This window comes from Marinobacter excellens LAMA 842, assembly GCF_001574445.1.
GTDB classification, from domain to species: domain Bacteria; phylum Pseudomonadota; class Gammaproteobacteria; order Pseudomonadales; family Oleiphilaceae; genus Marinobacter; species Marinobacter shengliensis.
The window spans coordinates 1-14,508 of the sequence record NZ_LOCO01000016.1; the positions used below are offsets into that span (position 1 = coordinate 1).

General features: G+C 55.6%; 24 protein-coding genes and 3 pseudogenes. 17 read left to right on the plus strand and 10 right to left on the minus strand.

Annotated elements, in window-relative coordinates; genetic code table 11:
- The 5 genes from J122_RS13220 to J122_RS13240 all read left to right on the plus strand — a co-directional run.
- Positions 1–224: helix-turn-helix domain-containing protein (locus J122_RS13220; RefSeq protein ID WP_061332716.1), on the plus strand; the 224-nt coding region annotated here is incomplete at its 5' end.
- A gap of 130 nt (positions 225–354) precedes the next feature.
- Positions 355–612 carry a type II toxin-antitoxin system Phd/YefM family antitoxin gene (locus J122_RS13225; RefSeq protein ID WP_022992576.1) on the plus strand — a complete coding sequence of 86 codons (258 nt, stop codon included), beginning with the start codon at positions 355–357 and terminating at the stop codon, positions 610–612.
- Positions 600–902 (plus strand): type II toxin-antitoxin system RelE/ParE family toxin, encoded by a 303-nt coding sequence (locus tag J122_RS13230; RefSeq protein ID WP_061332717.1) that lies wholly within the window; start codon positions 600–602, stop codon positions 900–902. The genes J122_RS13225 and J122_RS13230 overlap by 13 nt, the downstream gene beginning before the upstream one ends.
- 112 nt (positions 903–1,014) lie before the next feature.
- A complete protein-coding gene (locus J122_RS13235) occupies positions 1,015–1,293 on the plus strand; it encodes a type II toxin-antitoxin system RelE/ParE family toxin (protein ID WP_061332718.1) in 279 nt (92 codons plus the stop codon).
- Positions 1,293–1,586, plus strand: coding sequence for a HigA family addiction module antitoxin (locus tag J122_RS13240; protein ID WP_061332719.1), 294 nt, complete (start codon positions 1,293–1,295; stop codon positions 1,584–1,586). Before J122_RS13235 ends, J122_RS13240 begins: the two co-directional genes overlap by 1 nt.
- A 67-nt stretch (positions 1,587–1,653) precedes the next feature.
- Here J122_RS13240 and J122_RS13245 read toward each other — a convergent pair whose 3' ends face one another.
- From J122_RS13245 to J122_RS13255, 3 genes are read right to left on the minus strand one after another with little or no spacing between them, the layout of a single operon-like run.
- The gene (locus J122_RS13245) at positions 1,654–1,854 is read right to left on the minus strand and encodes a BrnA antitoxin family protein (protein WP_061332720.1); all 201 of its coding nucleotides are present in this window, start codon (positions 1,852–1,854) and stop codon (positions 1,654–1,656) included.
- Positions 1,855–1,905: 51 nt separating this feature from the next.
- A complete protein-coding gene (locus J122_RS13250; RefSeq protein ID WP_061332721.1) occupies positions 1,906–2,307 on the minus strand; it encodes a PIN domain nuclease in 402 nt (133 codons plus the stop codon).
- The gene (locus J122_RS13255) at positions 2,304–2,498 is read right to left on the minus strand and encodes a type II toxin-antitoxin system VapB family antitoxin (protein WP_061332722.1); all 195 of its coding nucleotides are present in this window, start codon (positions 2,496–2,498) and stop codon (positions 2,304–2,306) included. The genes J122_RS13250 and J122_RS13255 overlap by 4 nt, the downstream gene beginning before the upstream one ends.
- Before the next feature lie 207 nt (positions 2,499–2,705).
- On the opposite strand from J122_RS13255, the gene J122_RS13260 reads away from it, so the two are divergent.
- The 3 genes and pseudogenes from J122_RS13260 to J122_RS13265 all read left to right on the plus strand — a co-directional run bounded on the left by J122_RS13260 (position 2,706) and on the right by J122_RS13265 (position 3,773).
- Positions 2,706–2,948: a type II toxin-antitoxin system Phd/YefM family antitoxin gene (locus tag J122_RS13260; RefSeq protein ID WP_061332723.1), complete on the plus strand. Its 243-nt coding sequence runs from the start codon at positions 2,706–2,708 to the stop codon at positions 2,946–2,948.
- A pseudogene (locus J122_RS21190) lies at positions 2,944–3,060 on the plus strand (type II toxin-antitoxin system YoeB family toxin); the annotation flags it as partial. The gene J122_RS13260 and the pseudogene J122_RS21190, both read left to right, overlap by 5 nt.
- 107 nt (positions 3,061–3,167) lie before the next feature.
- Entirely contained in the window at positions 3,168–3,773 is a 606-nt protein-coding gene (locus J122_RS13265) for a hypothetical protein (protein WP_061332724.1), read from the plus strand.
- A 43-nt stretch (positions 3,774–3,816) separates the two neighbouring features.
- On the opposite strand, the gene J122_RS13270 is transcribed toward J122_RS13265, so the two are convergent.
- The 4 genes from J122_RS13270 to J122_RS13285 all read right to left on the minus strand — a co-directional run bounded on the left by J122_RS13270 (position 3,817) and on the right by J122_RS13285 (position 9,599).
- The gene (locus J122_RS13270) at positions 3,817–5,127 is read right to left on the minus strand and encodes a methyl-accepting chemotaxis protein (protein ID WP_061332725.1); all 1,311 of its coding nucleotides are present in this window, start codon (positions 5,125–5,127) and stop codon (positions 3,817–3,819) included.
- Positions 5,128–5,258: 131 nt separating this feature from the next.
- Complete coding sequence (locus J122_RS13275; protein ID WP_061332726.1) at positions 5,259–6,467, minus strand: efflux RND transporter periplasmic adaptor subunit; 1,209 nt, start codon at positions 6,465–6,467, stop codon at positions 5,259–5,261.
- Positions 6,468–6,490: 23 nt separating this feature from the next.
- Positions 6,491–8,869, minus strand: a complete 2,379-nt coding sequence (locus tag J122_RS13280; protein WP_061332727.1) for an ABC transporter permease — start codon at positions 8,867–8,869, stop codon at positions 6,491–6,493.
- A 4-nt stretch (positions 8,870–8,873) separates the two neighbouring features.
- On the minus strand, positions 8,874–9,599 hold the full coding sequence (locus tag J122_RS13285) for an ABC transporter ATP-binding protein (RefSeq protein WP_061332728.1): 726 nt from the start codon (positions 9,597–9,599) through the stop codon (positions 8,874–8,876).
- A gap of 161 nt (positions 9,600–9,760) precedes the next feature.
- Here J122_RS13285 and yghU point away from each other — a divergent pair, with 161 nt between their 5' ends.
- The 7 genes and pseudogenes from yghU (at position 9,761) to J122_RS13315 (ending at position 13,008) form a co-directional block, all read left to right on the plus strand.
- A complete protein-coding gene (yghU, locus tag J122_RS13290; protein ID WP_061332729.1) occupies positions 9,761–10,633 on the plus strand; it encodes a glutathione-dependent disulfide-bond oxidoreductase in 873 nt (290 codons plus the stop codon).
- Positions 10,634–10,792: 159 nt separating this feature from the next.
- Positions 10,793–10,993: pseudogene (locus tag J122_RS27005) on the plus strand (Lon-like protease helical domain-containing protein); the annotation flags it as partial.
- Between the two features lie 515 nt (positions 10,994–11,508).
- A complete protein-coding gene (locus J122_RS22520) occupies positions 11,509–11,646 on the plus strand; it encodes a helix-turn-helix domain-containing protein (protein WP_413772206.1) in 138 nt (45 codons plus the stop codon).
- A 130-nt stretch (positions 11,647–11,776) separates the two neighbouring features.
- Positions 11,777–12,034 (plus strand): type II toxin-antitoxin system Phd/YefM family antitoxin, encoded by a 258-nt coding sequence (locus J122_RS13300; RefSeq protein ID WP_022992576.1) that lies wholly within the window; start codon positions 11,777–11,779, stop codon positions 12,032–12,034.
- A complete protein-coding gene (locus J122_RS13305) occupies positions 12,022–12,324 on the plus strand; it encodes a type II toxin-antitoxin system RelE/ParE family toxin (RefSeq protein WP_061332717.1) in 303 nt (100 codons plus the stop codon). The genes J122_RS13300 and J122_RS13305 overlap by 13 nt, the downstream gene beginning before the upstream one ends.
- Positions 12,325–12,436: 112 nt before the next feature.
- Entirely contained in the window at positions 12,437–12,715 is a 279-nt protein-coding gene (locus J122_RS13310) for a type II toxin-antitoxin system RelE/ParE family toxin (protein WP_061332718.1), read from the plus strand.
- Positions 12,715–13,008: a HigA family addiction module antitoxin gene (locus J122_RS13315; protein WP_061332719.1), complete on the plus strand. Its 294-nt coding sequence runs from the start codon at positions 12,715–12,717 to the stop codon at positions 13,006–13,008. Before J122_RS13310 ends, J122_RS13315 begins: the two co-directional genes overlap by 1 nt.
- Before the next feature lie 67 nt (positions 13,009–13,075).
- Here the strand turns inward: J122_RS13315 and J122_RS13320 are convergent, their stop codons facing one another.
- Genes J122_RS13320 through J122_RS13330 form a run of 3 tightly spaced genes read right to left on the minus strand, consistent with a single transcriptional unit; the run spans position 13,076 to position 13,920 of the window.
- Positions 13,076–13,276: a BrnA antitoxin family protein gene (locus J122_RS13320; protein WP_061332720.1), complete on the minus strand. Its 201-nt coding sequence runs from the start codon at positions 13,274–13,276 to the stop codon at positions 13,076–13,078.
- A 51-nt stretch (positions 13,277–13,327) separates the two neighbouring features.
- Entirely contained in the window at positions 13,328–13,729 is a 402-nt protein-coding gene (locus J122_RS13325; RefSeq protein WP_061332721.1) for a PIN domain nuclease, read from the minus strand.
- Positions 13,726–13,920 carry a type II toxin-antitoxin system VapB family antitoxin gene (locus tag J122_RS13330; protein ID WP_061332722.1) on the minus strand — a complete coding sequence of 65 codons (195 nt, stop codon included), beginning with the start codon at positions 13,918–13,920 and terminating at the stop codon, positions 13,726–13,728. The genes J122_RS13325 and J122_RS13330 overlap by 4 nt, the downstream gene beginning before the upstream one ends.
- Positions 13,921–14,127: 207 nt before the next feature.
- Here J122_RS13330 and J122_RS13335 point away from each other — a divergent pair, with 207 nt between their 5' ends.
- On the plus strand, positions 14,128–14,370 hold the full coding sequence (locus tag J122_RS13335) for a type II toxin-antitoxin system Phd/YefM family antitoxin (protein ID WP_061332723.1): 243 nt from the start codon (positions 14,128–14,130) through the stop codon (positions 14,368–14,370).
- Positions 14,366–14,482 (plus strand): annotated as a pseudogene (locus J122_RS21195) (type II toxin-antitoxin system YoeB family toxin); the annotation flags it as partial. The gene J122_RS13335 and the pseudogene J122_RS21195, both read left to right, overlap by 5 nt.
- Positions 14,483–14,508: the final 26 nt, after the last annotated feature.

Genomic DNA, 14,508 nt, shown 5'->3' on the forward strand with positions numbered 1-14,508 from the left:
AAGCCGCACGAGTCAGTCGTGTGGAGCCAAATGAGGTCGCAGAGGCGCGCGGCAAGACTGGCCTTACACAACGAGAGTTTGCCGAGGTGCTCCACATTTCCCCGCGCACGCTACAGGAATGGGAGCAGGGGCGACGTAAACCTTCCGGGCCGGCAAAAGCGCTCATCGAGATTGCGTTTCGCCATCCGGAGGTGATTCGGGAAGACCTCGAGCTCAGGGGTTAACAAGGCCAATCACGGCGACGCCTACTGCATTGCGGCTTCGCCTTCATTTCGTAGCCGCGCATTAGCTGTGATTGCCCCACCTGAAAAGTGATACTATAGTGTCACTATTAGTCTGATTTAGGGTGAGCCCATGAAAGTTGAGCTTGTTACGAACCTCAAGCGCCAAGCCACAAAGATTCTGGCAGATCTGCACTTGTCTAAGGAGCCGATACTGATCACGGAGCATGGTCAGCCATCGGCATATCTTGTCGATGTGCAGGATTACGAGTTTATGCAGCGCCGACTTGAGCTGCTTGAGGGGCTCTCACGGGGAGAGCGTGCTGTACTTGAGGGAAGAACGTACAGTCAAAGTGAGGCCAGGGAGAAAATGAGTAAATGGCTGAAGTAATCTGGACGGAGCCTGCCCTTCAAGAACTGGATGCCATAGCTGAGTACATTGCTCTGGATAATCCTGTTGCCGCAAGTCATCTGGTCCAGGAAGTTTTCGATAAGACCGAGCGCTTGGAAGATTTTCCCCAATCCGGACGGATTCCTCCAGAGCTCCCTAATTCGGTATACAGGGAGGTAGTGGTTCCACCGTGTCGCATTTTTTATCGTGAGGATAAGAAGCGGGTTCTCGTCCTCTATGTCATGCGAGAGGAGCGACAGCTTCGGGCGTACATGCTTGGGAACAGCTAACCAGGCGCGTGACTCGGATGCCTTTGTCTCAGCTTCGCTACGTCAAAGTCACCGGTGCGCTTCGGCGTTAAGCTTGGTTGTTGCGTGGTGCGCAACATGCTAGCATTTCCTCATGATTAAATCATTCCGTCACAAAGGACTGAAGCGGTTCTACTCGACCGGCAGCACGTCTGGCATACAGCCAGATCATGCCAAGAAACTGCGCATGCAGCTAGCAGCTCTGGATACCGCCACTTCGGTGGATGATATGGATATCCCTGGTTTTCGGCTTCACCCATTGAAGGGGCTAGACAAAGGGCGGTGGTCGATTTGGGTAAGCGGAAACTGGCGCATGACGTTCGAATTTCGGGACGGCAACGCCTACATACTTGATTATGAGGATTATCACTAATGACCATGCATAATCCGCCACATCCCGGTGAATTCATTCGGGAGGTGTACCTGGCGCCTTTCGGTATCAGTTCCCGTCAGCTTGCTTCCAGTCTGGGCGTATCACCTTCCACTTTGTCTCGGTTGCTCAAAGGAAATAGTGGTATTAGCCCGGAAATGTCATTGCGGCTATCCAAGGTTCTCGGGCGTACTCCTGAGAGCTGGTTGGCAATGCAGGACATGTACGATCTTTGGGTGGCCCGCAATACGGTCAATCTGGATGGCATTCATCCCCTGGACTTCGAAGCAGCTTAACCAGTGGCTGCTGTCGGACGCGCCCACGCTGGCGCTCCGGCACGCTGCTTCGCTCAGCGTTAGCACCTCAGGTCCGACGGCTGTCGTTCACGTCGTCCGCAAGCCAAGCCTTGATCAGTGATTGATAGGGCATGTCCCGCTTGTTGGCTTCGATTTTGATCCGATCAAGCAAGGTTTCCGGCAACCGGAGTGAGATCGTCTTGGTTGAGGGTTTCAGCTTCGGGAACGATGCCGGCTTGGCCTGACTCCAATGCAGGCACTGCGACACCCCTTACATTTCGCCTTCGGCTCCATTCCATAGGCGCCCATGCTGCAGGCGTTATGTTTCTGTCAGGGCCGGCTCAAGTCCAAGATGATCAACAAAGGGGATAAAGTCGCGATCCAGGAACAACAGGGGTAGCTCCTTCTCTATGCAAAATGTCGCGATGATTACATCGGCAGTCTTTCTGATCGTGATGCTCTTTTTACGAAGCGCTCGATAATTGTCGGCACACTTGGCTGCCATATCTTTGCCAAACATTTCATGTTGATCCAGCGCCATCAGGCTTTGTTTGGTCTGACGATATTGTTTGTCGTTGCGGATGCCTTGCAGGATTTCCAGAAATATGAGGTCCCCGATAGCGACATATCCTTGGACTATCGAGGCATCCAACAGATCGGTATGTGGGTTAGTGACTCCGTTGAAATAGTCGATCCAGACGCTGGTATCCACCAGTATCATCCGGCGCTCCGCATTTCATTCAGGTCGCCTTCCCACTTGACCTTGCCGCGCAGTTTTCGAATTTCCTGCTGCTTGCTCAACTGGACCAGAAGTTTCAGGCCTTGCTCAACGGCTTCTTTTTTGGTTTTGTAGCCGGAGGCTTTGAGGGCTTCGGCCATCAACTCGTCGTCAATGACAATGTTCGTTCTCATGGTGCACCTATGTGTATGGTTTACAGTTTTTATACACAATCTAGCACTTCGGGGAAAACATAACAATCGGCTGCACAGCCACCCATTTTACGCCGCTTCGCGGCTCCAAACCGGCGCGCGAGCCGGGCGTTATGCAGGGCGTTCGTCTTGTCGTACGTACCTAAAGGCGTACACTTGGTGAAAAGTTGAACACACAAGAGGTGCGTCATGACCGGAATCACAGCAACTGAGGCGCGCAGCAACCTATATCGGTTGATCGACGAGACTGCCGAGTCCCACCAGCCAATCGTCATTATGGGTAAGCGGAACAAGGCCGTTTTGGTATCCGAGGAAGACTGGTCAGCCATTCAGGAAACACTTTATCTCCTTTCTGTACCTGGTATGCGGGAGTCTATTCGTGAGGGAATGGATTCCCCTGTGGATGAATGTGATGAGGAGCTGGGCTGGTGACCTCGCGGGGGCGTATTCGCGCCGCATCAATATTCAGCATCGTCTGGTTTACCAAGAGCTGGAAGACGAGCGGGTGGTGAAAGTTCTCAGGCTCTGGAGCCACTACGAGTAGTGCATAACCAGCCGCTTTTGCCGGGCAATTTTTCACAGCGATGCGGCTCTAAGATTGCCCCAGCCAGGATGCAATCACCAATATGTTAGCCAACTGGGAAAATAATAATGATGTTACGGCTGCGGGCGATTTTCGCTGTCATGTTTTTTTCTTGTCTGATTTCGCTGCCGGGCAAAGCTGCTGCGGCAGAGGTTGGTGCCGGGGACTGGCATGGCCTGGAGCTCGGGGTGGCCTTGAATAATTGGCGAAACAGTGGAGACAACCATGCCGGCTACCAGGTTTTGTTGGCTTTTCGGCCATCGCAGCAGCATCGCTTTCAAGCCCGTTATACCGATGTTTCCAATGATGCTTCAAATGGCTGGTCGGCTTTTAAAGACGTCATCACGCTGTGTGATCTCCGGTCCGATTGCGATTCCAGTGACAGCGAGGGCCGAACTATTCGCGAGCATGCCTTACTCTATCAATACCGTGCGTGGGGCCAGAGCAGTAGCCAGGGGGCTGCTGAGGTATGGATTGGTGGTGGCCCGGGGTGGATCAAGGAAACCCTGAGACAACAGGTAGAGGAGGCAAAGCAGGTGCGCCGGGACACCGGGGTTGCCTGGTCTACTCAGTTGGTTGGACGAGGCAGCCGTTTCTATACGGCCTTTACGTTTGAGGGCAACACTGAAATCAATGGTACCCTCGTGGGCCTTGGTTTCGGATTCGGGTTTTGAACGGTAGTTTCAGTTGATATTCAAATGACACTTCGGGAGCTGTTTACAACTCTTTGGCAAAGCGCTCAACAGCGTCCACAACCTGTTTGGCGCCTTCCTTGATTTCCAGAATCACTTCACCCGCCTGATTGGCCAGTTCCAGCCCTTGCTCTGCATTCTCCCGGGTGCGGAACATCTGGTGCATGACTTCATCCGAGAGCACCTGGTTTTTCTCGACGACGCTCACAATCTCATCCGTGGCTTGACTGGTACGGGCTGCCAATTGCCGCACTTCGTCAGCAACCACGGCAAATCCGCGTCCATGTTCGCCCGCTCTGGCAGCTTCAATCGCTGCGTTTAGCGCCAACAGGTTGGTTTGCGCGGCGATACCACCAATGGTTTGCACGATCGAGTTGATTTGCAGTGATTGTTTGCTCAGGGCTTCGATGCTTTCAGTCGCAGCCTGCATTTGAGCTGCTATTTTTTGCATCGTTTCGACGGTCTCCTGGACCACGGTCGTGCCCTTTTGGGCGCTTATATCCGTTTGCTGTGAGACGTCGTAGGCTACGCTTGCGCCCTCCCGTACTTCGGCTTCCCGTGCGACCTGATCAGTGACCACGCTGGCAAACTTTACCACCTTGGATAGGTTATCCTCGGCATCGTAGACCGGGTTATAGGTGGCCTCCAGCCATACCTCGTGGCCACGGCTGTCGATCCGTTTGAAGCGGTCTGCCACGTACTCTCCGTTATTAAGTTTTTTCCAGAAGGCGTCATATTCAGGGGAGTTGGCTTCCTCTGGCGTGCAGAATTTGCGGTGATGCTGGCCAACGAGTTCGTTGAGCTGATAGCCCATGGCCCGCTGAAACTGATTGTTTGCGGTGATAACCGTGCCGTCTAGGTTGAATTGAATAACCGCGGTGGAACGGATCAGTGCATCAATGAAGGCCTCGCTTTCTTTTCCACCTTCCACGGTTTCGGTGACGTCGCGGGCATAGCCTTGAACGTAAGCGAGCTTGCCATCCGCCCCGCGCACGGGAAACCAGTGTATGTTCAGCCACACCAGTGGGCCACTGGCGCTCAAGTAGCGGTAGTTGTCGCTAACCGGCGCGAATTCTGCCATTGCCTTGTTGAAGTTATGGAAGCAGGGCAGCTTTGAGACATAGGGCGGAACAAGATCCGACAGCGGTCGGCCAAGAAGCTGGTCTGACTGGTAGCCCAGAGTGTCGGCGAAGTCCTGGTTTACAGCGCAGACGCAGAAGTTGGAATCGAGCCTTACCGATAACATGCCGCGGTCCATCTGCTGCGCCAGCTGGCGCAGCATAGCCAATTCGGCACGTTGGTCTTGGAGTTCTTTTTTGAGCTGGCGATTAAACATCAGGAAATCCCAATGAGAGAGAGTTCCTTTTTAACGGCCTGGACAGCTGATTCTTGAGCTCTGGCTGGAAGGAAATTAAACGGCATCGGTCAGCTCTGCTCAGTGTATAGACATTCCGTTGCCAGATAGGTTCAACGAACCCGGATTCGATCTCCATCATTCAGCCCACGCTCCGGGTGCCTTACAACGCGGTCGCCTTCATCGAGCCCCGACAGGATGACGGTGCTTAGTCCGTTACCGTGGCCAGCCTCCACTGGCTGGATATTGGCGCGGTCTCCGGTAACCTTGAAAACCGCATACCCGTTGTTGTGGCGGAACAGGGCGGAGGCTGGCACTTGCAGGGCGTCTTCGGCTTGCCAAAGAATAAACTCGGCATCCACTCGGTAGCCATCGCCCAGAAGCTGCCAGTGTTCGTGGGGGCTGAGCATATCGGCAATAACTTTTACCCGTTGTTCTTCAACACCAAGTGCTGAGACATCCTGGAAGCCAACGGGCTCCACTCGCCGGATAACCGCATTGAGGGTGGGGCCGCCCCATCCTGTCAGGCGGGTGGCCAGGCCAGGCTCCAGTTTCACGGCATCGAAACTCAGTACGTCTACGACCACTTCCAGGGTGCCCGGGTCTCCCAATTCCAGTAATGGCTCTCCGGCCTGGACAATGCCTTCGCTTTTCCTGACCAGCCCGAGTACAGCACCATGAATGGGGGAACGAACCGCTACGCGCTCTGCCGGTTTGCCTCCGTTGGCGGTGGCGCTGGACACCTGCAGCCGGGTTTGCGCAGCAGCGAGTTCATGGCTGGCGACTTCTTCATCAAACCTGGCAGAGCGCAAGATAGCCTGGGCACGGGCGGCGGTGGTTCTGGCCTGTTGCAACTGTTCGTCCGAGACAAAGCTGGACGGTCTTAGTGCCAGTAATCGCTGGTATTCCTGTTGGCTGAAGTCTGCGTCGGCCTCCGCCGCGGCGGCCTTCTGGCGGATGGATTGGAGCGAAGAGCGGGCGGCAGCGACTCGGGCTTCTGCTTCAGCGCGGCTGCGGGCATCCAGAATGCTGGCGGGCATGGGGTCGATCAGGGTGAGTAACTCCCCGGGGATAACCGTGTCTCCCACGTCCAGCTCAAGCCGGTGTACAAAGCCGGTTACCGGTGATGACACCAGATAGCGGTCTTTTACCCGGGTTTTACCTTCTTCCCGCACGGTTACCTCCAGCGGGCCCCGTTGCGCGGTAGACAGGTCTACCCAAACCGGCTCTGGCCTCAAGATAAACGCGAAAGTCACCACGGTCAGTGCTGCCATCAGTGACCAGAAAAGTCTTTTGCCGGTGATGTGGTTACGCACGGCCATGAGGTGTTCCCTGCAAGTTGAGTTTATTCACGGGTTTTCAGTACGGCCACCAGGTCCAGTTTACGGAGCCTGCGCCAGGTGATGAAGCCGGAGATCAGGGCAGAGGCGATCACTACGTTGGCTGCCGGTGCCAGGGTTTTACCGGTGATGATCAGTGGCACCCGGTATAATTCGGTTTGCATGGCTGTTACCACGAGCTGGCCAAGCCCAGTGCCGATGGCCCAGCCCAGTGGTATGCCCAATATCAACAATACCGCAAGCTCCCCCAATAGTATGTGGGACACTTCGTTATGGCTGTATCCCAGTACACGCAGGCTGGCCAGATCTCGCGCTCGCTCTGCCAGTGAGATTCGGGCGGTGTTGTAGATCACGCCAAACGCGATGGTGCCGCCTAGCAAGCTGATAATGAAGGTGTAGGTCAGGAAGGTTTTGGCCAGGGTTTCAAAGAAGCTGTCGAGCATGGCCTGGCGTAGATTCAGGGCCATCACTTTGGGCGTGTCGCGTAGTTCCTGGTAGACCGTTTCGGTGAGGTCTGGGTCCAGGTTCATCAGTATCTGGTTGATGGCGGGGCCTTCTCTCAACGCCCGGTTCATGGCGCCCAGGTTCATATAGGCACCCACGCCCAGAAATTCGCTGGTGACGCCGGAAACGGGCAGGTTCAGGGTAGGGCGCTGGCCTTCCAGTACGCGCACGGTCACCGTGTCGCCGAGCCGTAGGCCTAATGAGTCTGCCAGGAAATCGGTCAGCAGTATGCCGGCCTGGGGGACGTTGACGTCCTGAAGCTGGTGGTCGACCACAAATTGCAGTTTGGCGTCGTCAGGGATGCCGGTCAGCGCGGTTCGCCAGCGCCGGTGGCCGTTAATCAGCTCTACCGCCGTTACCCGCCGGCCTTCGGTGTACCAGATGCCGGGAAGCCGGGCTAAGCCGTACATAGCTGACTGGCTTACCGGGTCTGTCAGGCTGACGGTGAGGTCCTGTTTCTGAACCTTGGCAAATTGGGTGTGCACCATCAGCGAGACCGAACTGAACTGAAAATTGCCCACCACCACAATCGCGGTGGCCATGGCAATCCCGGTGATCGAGAGCAGGGTTCGGCCGGGTCGCCGTGACAGGTGCCGTACGATCATGCGAGAAGGCTGGGTAAACCGGACCCAGCCCAGCAGGCGTTCCGGTGTACTGATTCGAAAGCGGGCCGGGCCTTCCGGCTGCATGGCCTGGGCTGGAGGCAGCATGGCAGCCGCGCGAATAGCGCGCCACCCGCCAAGCCACGCGACGCCCAAACTGGTGGCGGCGAGCAGCAACACCCATATTGGGTTGATTCGGAACAGCAGCTCGGGAAAGCGGTAAAAGTCCATATAGAGTTCACCCAGCGCCCGCCCGAGCCAAAGCCCGGCTAATGTGCCAATGGCCAGTCCAATCAGGGCAATAACGAGTACCAGTTGGCTGTAATGCCAGCCAATCTGTTGATTGCTGTACCCAAAGGCCTTGAGCACCGCGATGATTTCTCGCTGAGTGCTGATCAACCGGCTGACCACCACGTTCAGCAGGAACATGGCAACGCCCAGGAAAATAGCAGGGAAGATGGTGGCCATGGCTTTGAGCTGCTCAAGCTCATCACTCAAAAAACGATGAGAGAATTGGTCTTCACGGCTGAAGGCGCCGGCACTGCCGTAGCGGTCAAGTAACCGATCCAGGCGGTCGATCACATCCTCAACCGGGTGATTAGGGGCTGTTTGCAGTACCAGGCTGTTAAAGGCCCCTCGCATGTCCATGGCGGAGGCCAGTGCCTCCTCGGGCATCCAGATGACGCCGTATCGCTCGTAGTCCGGCAACATCCCACCGGGTGGAATGACATAGATGAATTCCGGTGATTCCGCGATGCCCACGATGGTCAGCCGTTGTTGTCGGCCGTTGATAATGCCGGTTATCCGATCATCCAGTTGCAGGTCGTGGGCATCGGCAAAGCTTCCGATAATCGCCACTTCGTCGGTGCGGCTGGCATCCGGTAACCGTCCTTGGCGTAGGTAGAGTTGATTGACGGCGGGTTGCCCGGTGGCAGGCACTGAAACCAGCCGTGCGGATACAGGGTCATGAAAACCGGCCACGTCGAGTTTGGCAACGCCTTCCACCCGCGCGCTCAGGCGCGTGACACCGGGGACTTCAGAAACCTGCATCAGTACCTGTGTAGGCGCTCGTTTGAGGTTTACGAACACGTCGGCAAACTGGTGTTCCTGGTAGTACTGGTCACGCGTTGCGGTGAGCGACGCGTAATTCACCAGCGACAACAGGCAAACCGCAATGCCGCCGGCAATCACAAGGGCAATGGCCAGCATCTGGCCGCGCATCTGCCAGATTTCGCGGCGCAGCTTGGTGTGGAGGATGCTGGTACCAAAGAGAGCCATGGCGCTACCAGCTCAGGGTTTTCGGGTCTTGCCGGTGGGCATTGTGCTGCTCACCGCTGATCAGACCATCTGAGAGGGTGATCACCCGGTCTGCCATCAGGGCAATAGAGGCGTTGTGGGTGATGATCACTGTGGTGGTGCCAGTTTCCCGGTTGGCTTTCTCCAGAGCCTCGAGTACCAGAACACCTGTAGCGGAATCGAGGGCGCCTGTGGGCTCGTCACACAGCAACACGTTAGGCTGTTTGGCTATGGCCCGGGCAATGGCAACCCGTTGCTGTTCGCCGCCAGACAACTGGGCCGGGAAATGATCGGCCCGGTTGGCAAGCCCGACCAGTTCCAGTGCCTGGTCCGGCGCCATGGGGTTGCGGGCGATTTCGGTAACAGCGACGACGTTCTCCCGGGCGGTCAGGCTTGGGATGAGGTTGTAGAACTGGAAAACAAAGCCCACGTAATCCCGGCGGTAGCGGGTGAGTTCCTTGTCGGTGGCCCGGGCAAGGTCCGTTTCCAGGTACCGGACTTCACCGCTGGTCGGTATATCCAGGCCGCCGAGAATATTCAGCAGTGTCGATTTGCCAGAGCCGGAGGCACCCAGCATGACCACCAGTTCACCGGCGTAAAGGTCGAGATCCACTCCGCGCAGGGCGTGCACCTGTACTTCACCCTGCTGGTAGGTTTTGGTTAGGCCGCGGGTGTGGAATACCGGAGCGCCTGATAGCGCGGATGCAGCCATAATACGACTCCCTTCGTAAACAACAGATCACGACCAGTATAGCCTGTTGGGAACTCCCGGATTTGATCCGGCGCATTCTCAATGCGAACACAGGTGCTAACGGCAGGGGCAATCAGGTAAAGTCGGCCAATAGCTTACTCACCGTCAATCGGAGACCAAACATGAGTGATTCAACCTATACGCCTCCAAAGGTCTGGAAATGGGACAGCAGTAACGGTGGCAGGTTTGCCAACATTAATCGTCCCGTTGCCGGGCCTACCCACGACAAAGCGTTGCCGGTGGGGGAGCATCCATTCCAGCTGTATTCCCTGGCCACGCCCAATGGCGTGAAAGCGACGGTGATGTTTGAGGAGTTGCTGGAGAAGGGTATCAAAGAGGCAGAGTACGATGCCTGGCTGATCAACATCATGGAAGGAGATCAGTTCAGCAGCGGGTTTGTTGAGGTAAACCCGAATTCCAAGATTCCGGCGTTGCTGGACCGCAGCGAGAACCCGGCCGTGCGGGTGTTTGAATCCGGATCTATTCTTTTCTATCTGGCGGAAAAGTTCGGTGCCTTTTTACCAACAGACCGGGCCCGGCGCACAGAGACGATGAACTGGCTGTTCTGGCAGATGGCCAGCGCACCGATTTTGGGTGGTGGTTTCGGGCATTTTTATGCCTATGCCCCTGAAAAATACGAGTACCCGATCAACCGTTACACCATGGAGGTGAAGCGGCAACTGGATGTGCTGGATCGCCAGTTGGCGGATAACCAGTACATCGCCGGTGATGAATATACCATTGCCGATATGGCAATCTGGCCCTGGTATGGCTCGCTGGTGAAGAACACGGTGTACGAGGCGGCGGAGTTCCTGGAGGCCCACACCTACACGAACATTTTGCGTTGGACAGATGAGCTGGCCAAGCGCCCCGCAGTGCAGCGTGGCCGCATGGTAAACCGGGCCTGGGGTGAGCTGTCTTCCCAGCTGCACGAGCGGCATGATGCCAGTGACTTTGATTTGCGTACCCAGGACAAGCTGGACGGCGAAAAGTAAGGAGGAACAATGGCGCTACCTGCGGCGTTAACCGAAGACCAGATTTACCACCGTTGCCCGTTGGACAAGTTGAACTTTGAGACAACGGCAACGCTGGAGGAACTGGAACTTCCTTTTGGGCAGGAGCGCCTGCTGCGCGCGATGGAGTTTGGCGCCAGCATGGAGGCCAATGGTTTTAACCTGTTTGTACTGGGGCCATCCGGAGCGGGTAAGCACGAACTGGTCAGGCAATTCCTCGACAAGCACGCCGAAGGCCAGCCGGTGCCATCCGACTGGTGCCACGTGTTCAACTTTCAGCAATCCGACAAACCAAAGGCCATTGAGTTGCCGCCGGGCGAAGGCGGGGTATTCAAGCGTGATATGAGTGACCTGGCAGCGGAGCTGAAAACCGCCATCCCGGCTACCTTTGAAAGTGAGGAGTATCAGGCTCGCATTCAGGAGCTTCAGGAAGAGGTGACGCGTCGTCAGCAGAAGGGCCTGTTCGCCATCCAGGAAGAGGCGAACGCGAACAATATAGCCATGCTGACAACCCCGGCCGGCTTTACCTTTGCGCCCATGCGTAACGGCGAAGTGATTGAGCCGGAGGAATACAAGACCTTCTCTGATGATGAGAAGGCGCTGGTGGAGGCCAAGGTTGAAGACCTGCAGAAGAAACTGCAGCAGGCTATCCAGCAAGTGCCGCGGCTGCGCAAGGAAGTGCGGGAGCGTATCCATTCTCTGAACGAAGAGATGGTTCAGCTGACCCTGGGCGGCCCCATTGGCGAATTGCGCGAGAAGTGGTCGCACCTGCCGGAGGTGGAGTCAGTCGTGTGGAGCCAAATGAGGTCGCAGAGGCGCGCGGCAAGACTGGCCTTACACAACGAGAGTTTGCCGAGGTGCTCCACATTTCCCCGCGCACGCTACAGGAATGGGAGCAGGGGCGACGTAAACCTTCCGGGCCGGCAAAAGCGCTCATCGAGATTGCGTTTCGCCATCCGGAGGTGATTCGGGAAGACCTCGAGCTCAGGGGTTAACAAGGCCAATCACGGCGACGCCTACTGCATTGCGGCTTCGCCTTCATTTCGTAGCCGCGCATTAGCTGTGATTGCCCCACCTGAAAAGTGATACTATAGTGTCACTATTAGTCTGATTTAGGGTGAGCCCATGAAAGTTGAGCTTGTTACGAACCTCAAGCGCCAAGCCACAAAGATTCTGGCAGATCTGCACTTGTCTAAGGAGCCGATACTGATCACGGAGCATGGTCAGCCATCGGCATATCTTGTCGATGTGCAGGATTACGAGTTTATGCAGCGCCGACTTGAGCTGCTTGAGGGGCTCTCACGGGGAGAGCGTGCTGTACTTGAGGGAAGAACGTACAGTCAAAGTGAGGCCAGGGAGAAAATGAGTAAATGGCTGAAGTAATCTGGACGGAGCCTGCCCTTCAAGAACTGGATGCCATAGCTGAGTACATTGCTCTGGATAATCCTGTTGCCGCAAGTCATCTGGTCCAGGAAGTTTTCGATAAGACCGAGCGCTTGGAAGATTTTCCCCAATCCGGACGGATTCCTCCAGAGCTCCCTAATTCGGTATACAGGGAGGTAGTGGTTCCACCGTGTCGCATTTTTTATCGTGAGGATAAGAAGCGGGTTCTCGTCCTCTATGTCATGCGAGAGGAGCGACAGCTTCGGGCGTACATGCTTGGGAACAGCTAACCAGGCGCGTGACTCGGATGCCTTTGTCTCAGCTTCGCTACGTCAAAGTCACCGGTGCGCTTCGGCGTTAAGCTTGGTTGTTGCGTGGTGCGCAACATGCTAGCATTTCCTCATGATTAAATCATTCCGTCACAAAGGACTGAAGCGGTTCTACTCGACCGGCAGCACGTCTGGCATACAGCCAGATCATGCCAAGAAACTGCGCATGCAGCTAGCAGCTCTGGATACCGCCACTTCGGTGGATGATATGGATATCCCTGGTTTTCGGCTTCACCCATTGAAGGGGCTAGACAAAGGGCGGTGGTCGATTTGGGTAAGCGGAAACTGGCGCATGACGTTCGAATTTCGGGACGGCAACGCCTACATACTTGATTATGAGGATTATCACTAATGACCATGCATAATCCGCCACATCCCGGTGAATTCATTCGGGAGGTGTACCTGGCGCCTTTCGGTATCAGTTCCCGTCAGCTTGCTTCCAGTCTGGGCGTATCACCTTCCACTTTGTCTCGGTTGCTCAAAGGAAATAGTGGTATTAGCCCGGAAATGTCATTGCGGCTATCCAAGGTTCTCGGGCGTACTCCTGAGAGCTGGTTGGCAATGCAGGACATGTACGATCTTTGGGTGGCCCGCAATACGGTCAATCTGGATGGCATTCATCCCCTGGACTTCGAAGCAGCTTAACCAGTGGCTGCTGTCGGACGCGCCCACGCTGGCGCTCCGGCACGCTGCTTCGCTCAGCGTTAGCACCTCAGGTCCGACGGCTGTCGTTCACGTCGTCCGCAAGCCAAGCCTTGATCAGTGATTGATAGGGCATGTCCCGCTTGTTGGCTTCGATTTTGATCCGATCAAGCAAGGTTTCCGGCAACCGGAGTGAGATCGTCTTGGTTGAGGGTTTCAGCTTCGGGAACGATGCCGGCTTGGCCTGACTCCAATGCAGGCACTGCGACACCCCTTACATTTCGCCTTCGGCTCCATTCCATAGGCGCCCATGCTGCAGGCGTTATGTTTCTGTCAGGGCCGGCTCAAGTCCAAGATGATCAACAAAGGGGATAAAGTCGCGATCCAGGAACAACAGGGGTAGCTCCTTCTCTATGCAAAATGTCGCGATGATTACATCGGCAGTCTTTCTGATCGTGATGCTCTTTTTACGAAGCGCTCGATAATTGTCGGCACACTTGGCTGCCATATCTTTGCCAAACATTTCATGTTGATCCAGCGCCATCAGGCTTTGTTTGGTCTGACGATATTGTTTGTCGTTGCGGATGCCTTGCAGGATTTCCAGAAATATGAGGTCCCCGATAGCGACATATCCTTGGACTATCGAGGCATCCAACAGATCGGTATGTGGGTTAGTGACTCCGTTGAAATAGTCGATCCAGACGCTGGTATCCACCAGTATCATCCGGCGCTCCGCATTTCATTCAGGTCGCCTTCCCACTTGACCTTGCCGCGCAGTTTTCGAATTTCCTGCTGCTTGCTCAACTGGACCAGAAGTTTCAGGCCTTGCTCAACGGCTTCTTTTTTGGTTTTGTAGCCGGAGGCTTTGAGGGCTTCGGCCATCAACTCGTCGTCAATGACAATGTTCGTTCTCATGGTGCACCTATGTGTATGGTTTACAGTTTTTATACACAATCTAGCACTTCGGGGAAAACATAACAATCGGCTGCACAGCCACCCATTTTACGCCGCTTCGCGGCTCCAAACCGGCGCGCGAGCCGGGCGTTATGCAGGGCGTTCGTCTTGTCGTACGTACCTAAAGGCGTACACTTGGTGAAAAGTTGAACACACAAGAGGTGCGTCATGACCGGAATCACAGCAACTGAGGCGCGCAGCAACCTATATCGGTTGATCGACGAGACTGCCGAGTCCCACCAGCCAATCGTCATTATGGGTAAGCGGAACAAGGCCGTTTTGGTATCCGAGGAAGACTGGTCAGCCATTCAGGAAACACTTTATCTCCTTTCTGTACCTGGTATGCGGGAGTCTATTCGTGAGGGAATGGATTCCCCTGTGGATGAATGTGATGAGGAGCTGGGCTGGTGACCTCGCGGGGGCGTATTCGCGCCGCATCAATATTCAGCATCGTCTGGTTTACCAAGAGCTGGAAGACGAGCGGGTGGTGAAAGTTCTCAGGCTCTGGAGCCACTACGAGTAGTGCATAACCAGCCGCTTTTGCCGGGC

What these genes read in the sequence shown, in the direction of transcription:
- J122_RS13225 (WP_022992576.1), top strand. Translation starts at nt 355, where the DNA reads ATGAAAGTTGAGCTTGTTACGAACCTCAAGCGCCAAGCCACAAAGATT.
- J122_RS13230 (WP_061332717.1), top strand. Translation starts at nt 600, where the DNA reads ATGGCTGAAGTAATCTGGACGGAGCCTGCCCTTCAAGAACTGGATGCC.
- J122_RS13235 (WP_061332718.1), top strand. Translation starts at nt 1,015, where the DNA reads ATGATTAAATCATTCCGTCACAAAGGACTGAAGCGGTTCTACTCGACC.
- J122_RS13240 (WP_061332719.1), top strand. Translation starts at nt 1,293, where the DNA reads ATGACCATGCATAATCCGCCACATCCCGGTGAATTCATTCGGGAGGTG.
- J122_RS13250 (WP_061332721.1), bottom strand. Translation starts at nt 2,307, where the DNA reads ATGATACTGGTGGATACCAGCGTCTGGATCGACTATTTCAACGGAGTC.
- J122_RS13255 (WP_061332722.1), bottom strand. Translation starts at nt 2,498, where the DNA reads ATGAGAACGAACATTGTCATTGACGACGAGTTGATGGCCGAAGCCCTC.
- J122_RS13260 (WP_061332723.1), top strand. Translation starts at nt 2,706, where the DNA reads ATGACCGGAATCACAGCAACTGAGGCGCGCAGCAACCTATATCGGTTG.
- J122_RS13265 (WP_061332724.1), top strand. Translation starts at nt 3,168, where the DNA reads ATGATGTTACGGCTGCGGGCGATTTTCGCTGTCATGTTTTTTTCTTGT.
- J122_RS13270 (WP_061332725.1), bottom strand. Translation starts at nt 5,127, where the DNA reads ATGTTTAATCGCCAGCTCAAAAAAGAACTCCAAGACCAACGTGCCGAA.
- J122_RS13275 (WP_061332726.1), bottom strand. Translation starts at nt 6,467, where the DNA reads ATGGCCGTGCGTAACCACATCACCGGCAAAAGACTTTTCTGGTCACTG.
- J122_RS13280 (WP_061332727.1), bottom strand. Translation starts at nt 8,869, where the DNA reads ATGGCTCTCTTTGGTACCAGCATCCTCCACACCAAGCTGCGCCGCGAA.
- J122_RS13285 (WP_061332728.1), bottom strand. Translation starts at nt 9,599, where the DNA reads ATGGCTGCATCCGCGCTATCAGGCGCTCCGGTATTCCACACCCGCGGC.
- yghU (WP_061332729.1), top strand. Translation starts at nt 9,761, where the DNA reads ATGAGTGATTCAACCTATACGCCTCCAAAGGTCTGGAAATGGGACAGC.
- J122_RS13300 (WP_022992576.1), top strand. Translation starts at nt 11,777, where the DNA reads ATGAAAGTTGAGCTTGTTACGAACCTCAAGCGCCAAGCCACAAAGATT.
- J122_RS13305 (WP_061332717.1), top strand. Translation starts at nt 12,022, where the DNA reads ATGGCTGAAGTAATCTGGACGGAGCCTGCCCTTCAAGAACTGGATGCC.
- J122_RS13310 (WP_061332718.1), top strand. Translation starts at nt 12,437, where the DNA reads ATGATTAAATCATTCCGTCACAAAGGACTGAAGCGGTTCTACTCGACC.
- J122_RS13315 (WP_061332719.1), top strand. Translation starts at nt 12,715, where the DNA reads ATGACCATGCATAATCCGCCACATCCCGGTGAATTCATTCGGGAGGTG.
- J122_RS13325 (WP_061332721.1), bottom strand. Translation starts at nt 13,729, where the DNA reads ATGATACTGGTGGATACCAGCGTCTGGATCGACTATTTCAACGGAGTC.
- J122_RS13330 (WP_061332722.1), bottom strand. Translation starts at nt 13,920, where the DNA reads ATGAGAACGAACATTGTCATTGACGACGAGTTGATGGCCGAAGCCCTC.
- J122_RS13335 (WP_061332723.1), top strand. Translation starts at nt 14,128, where the DNA reads ATGACCGGAATCACAGCAACTGAGGCGCGCAGCAACCTATATCGGTTG.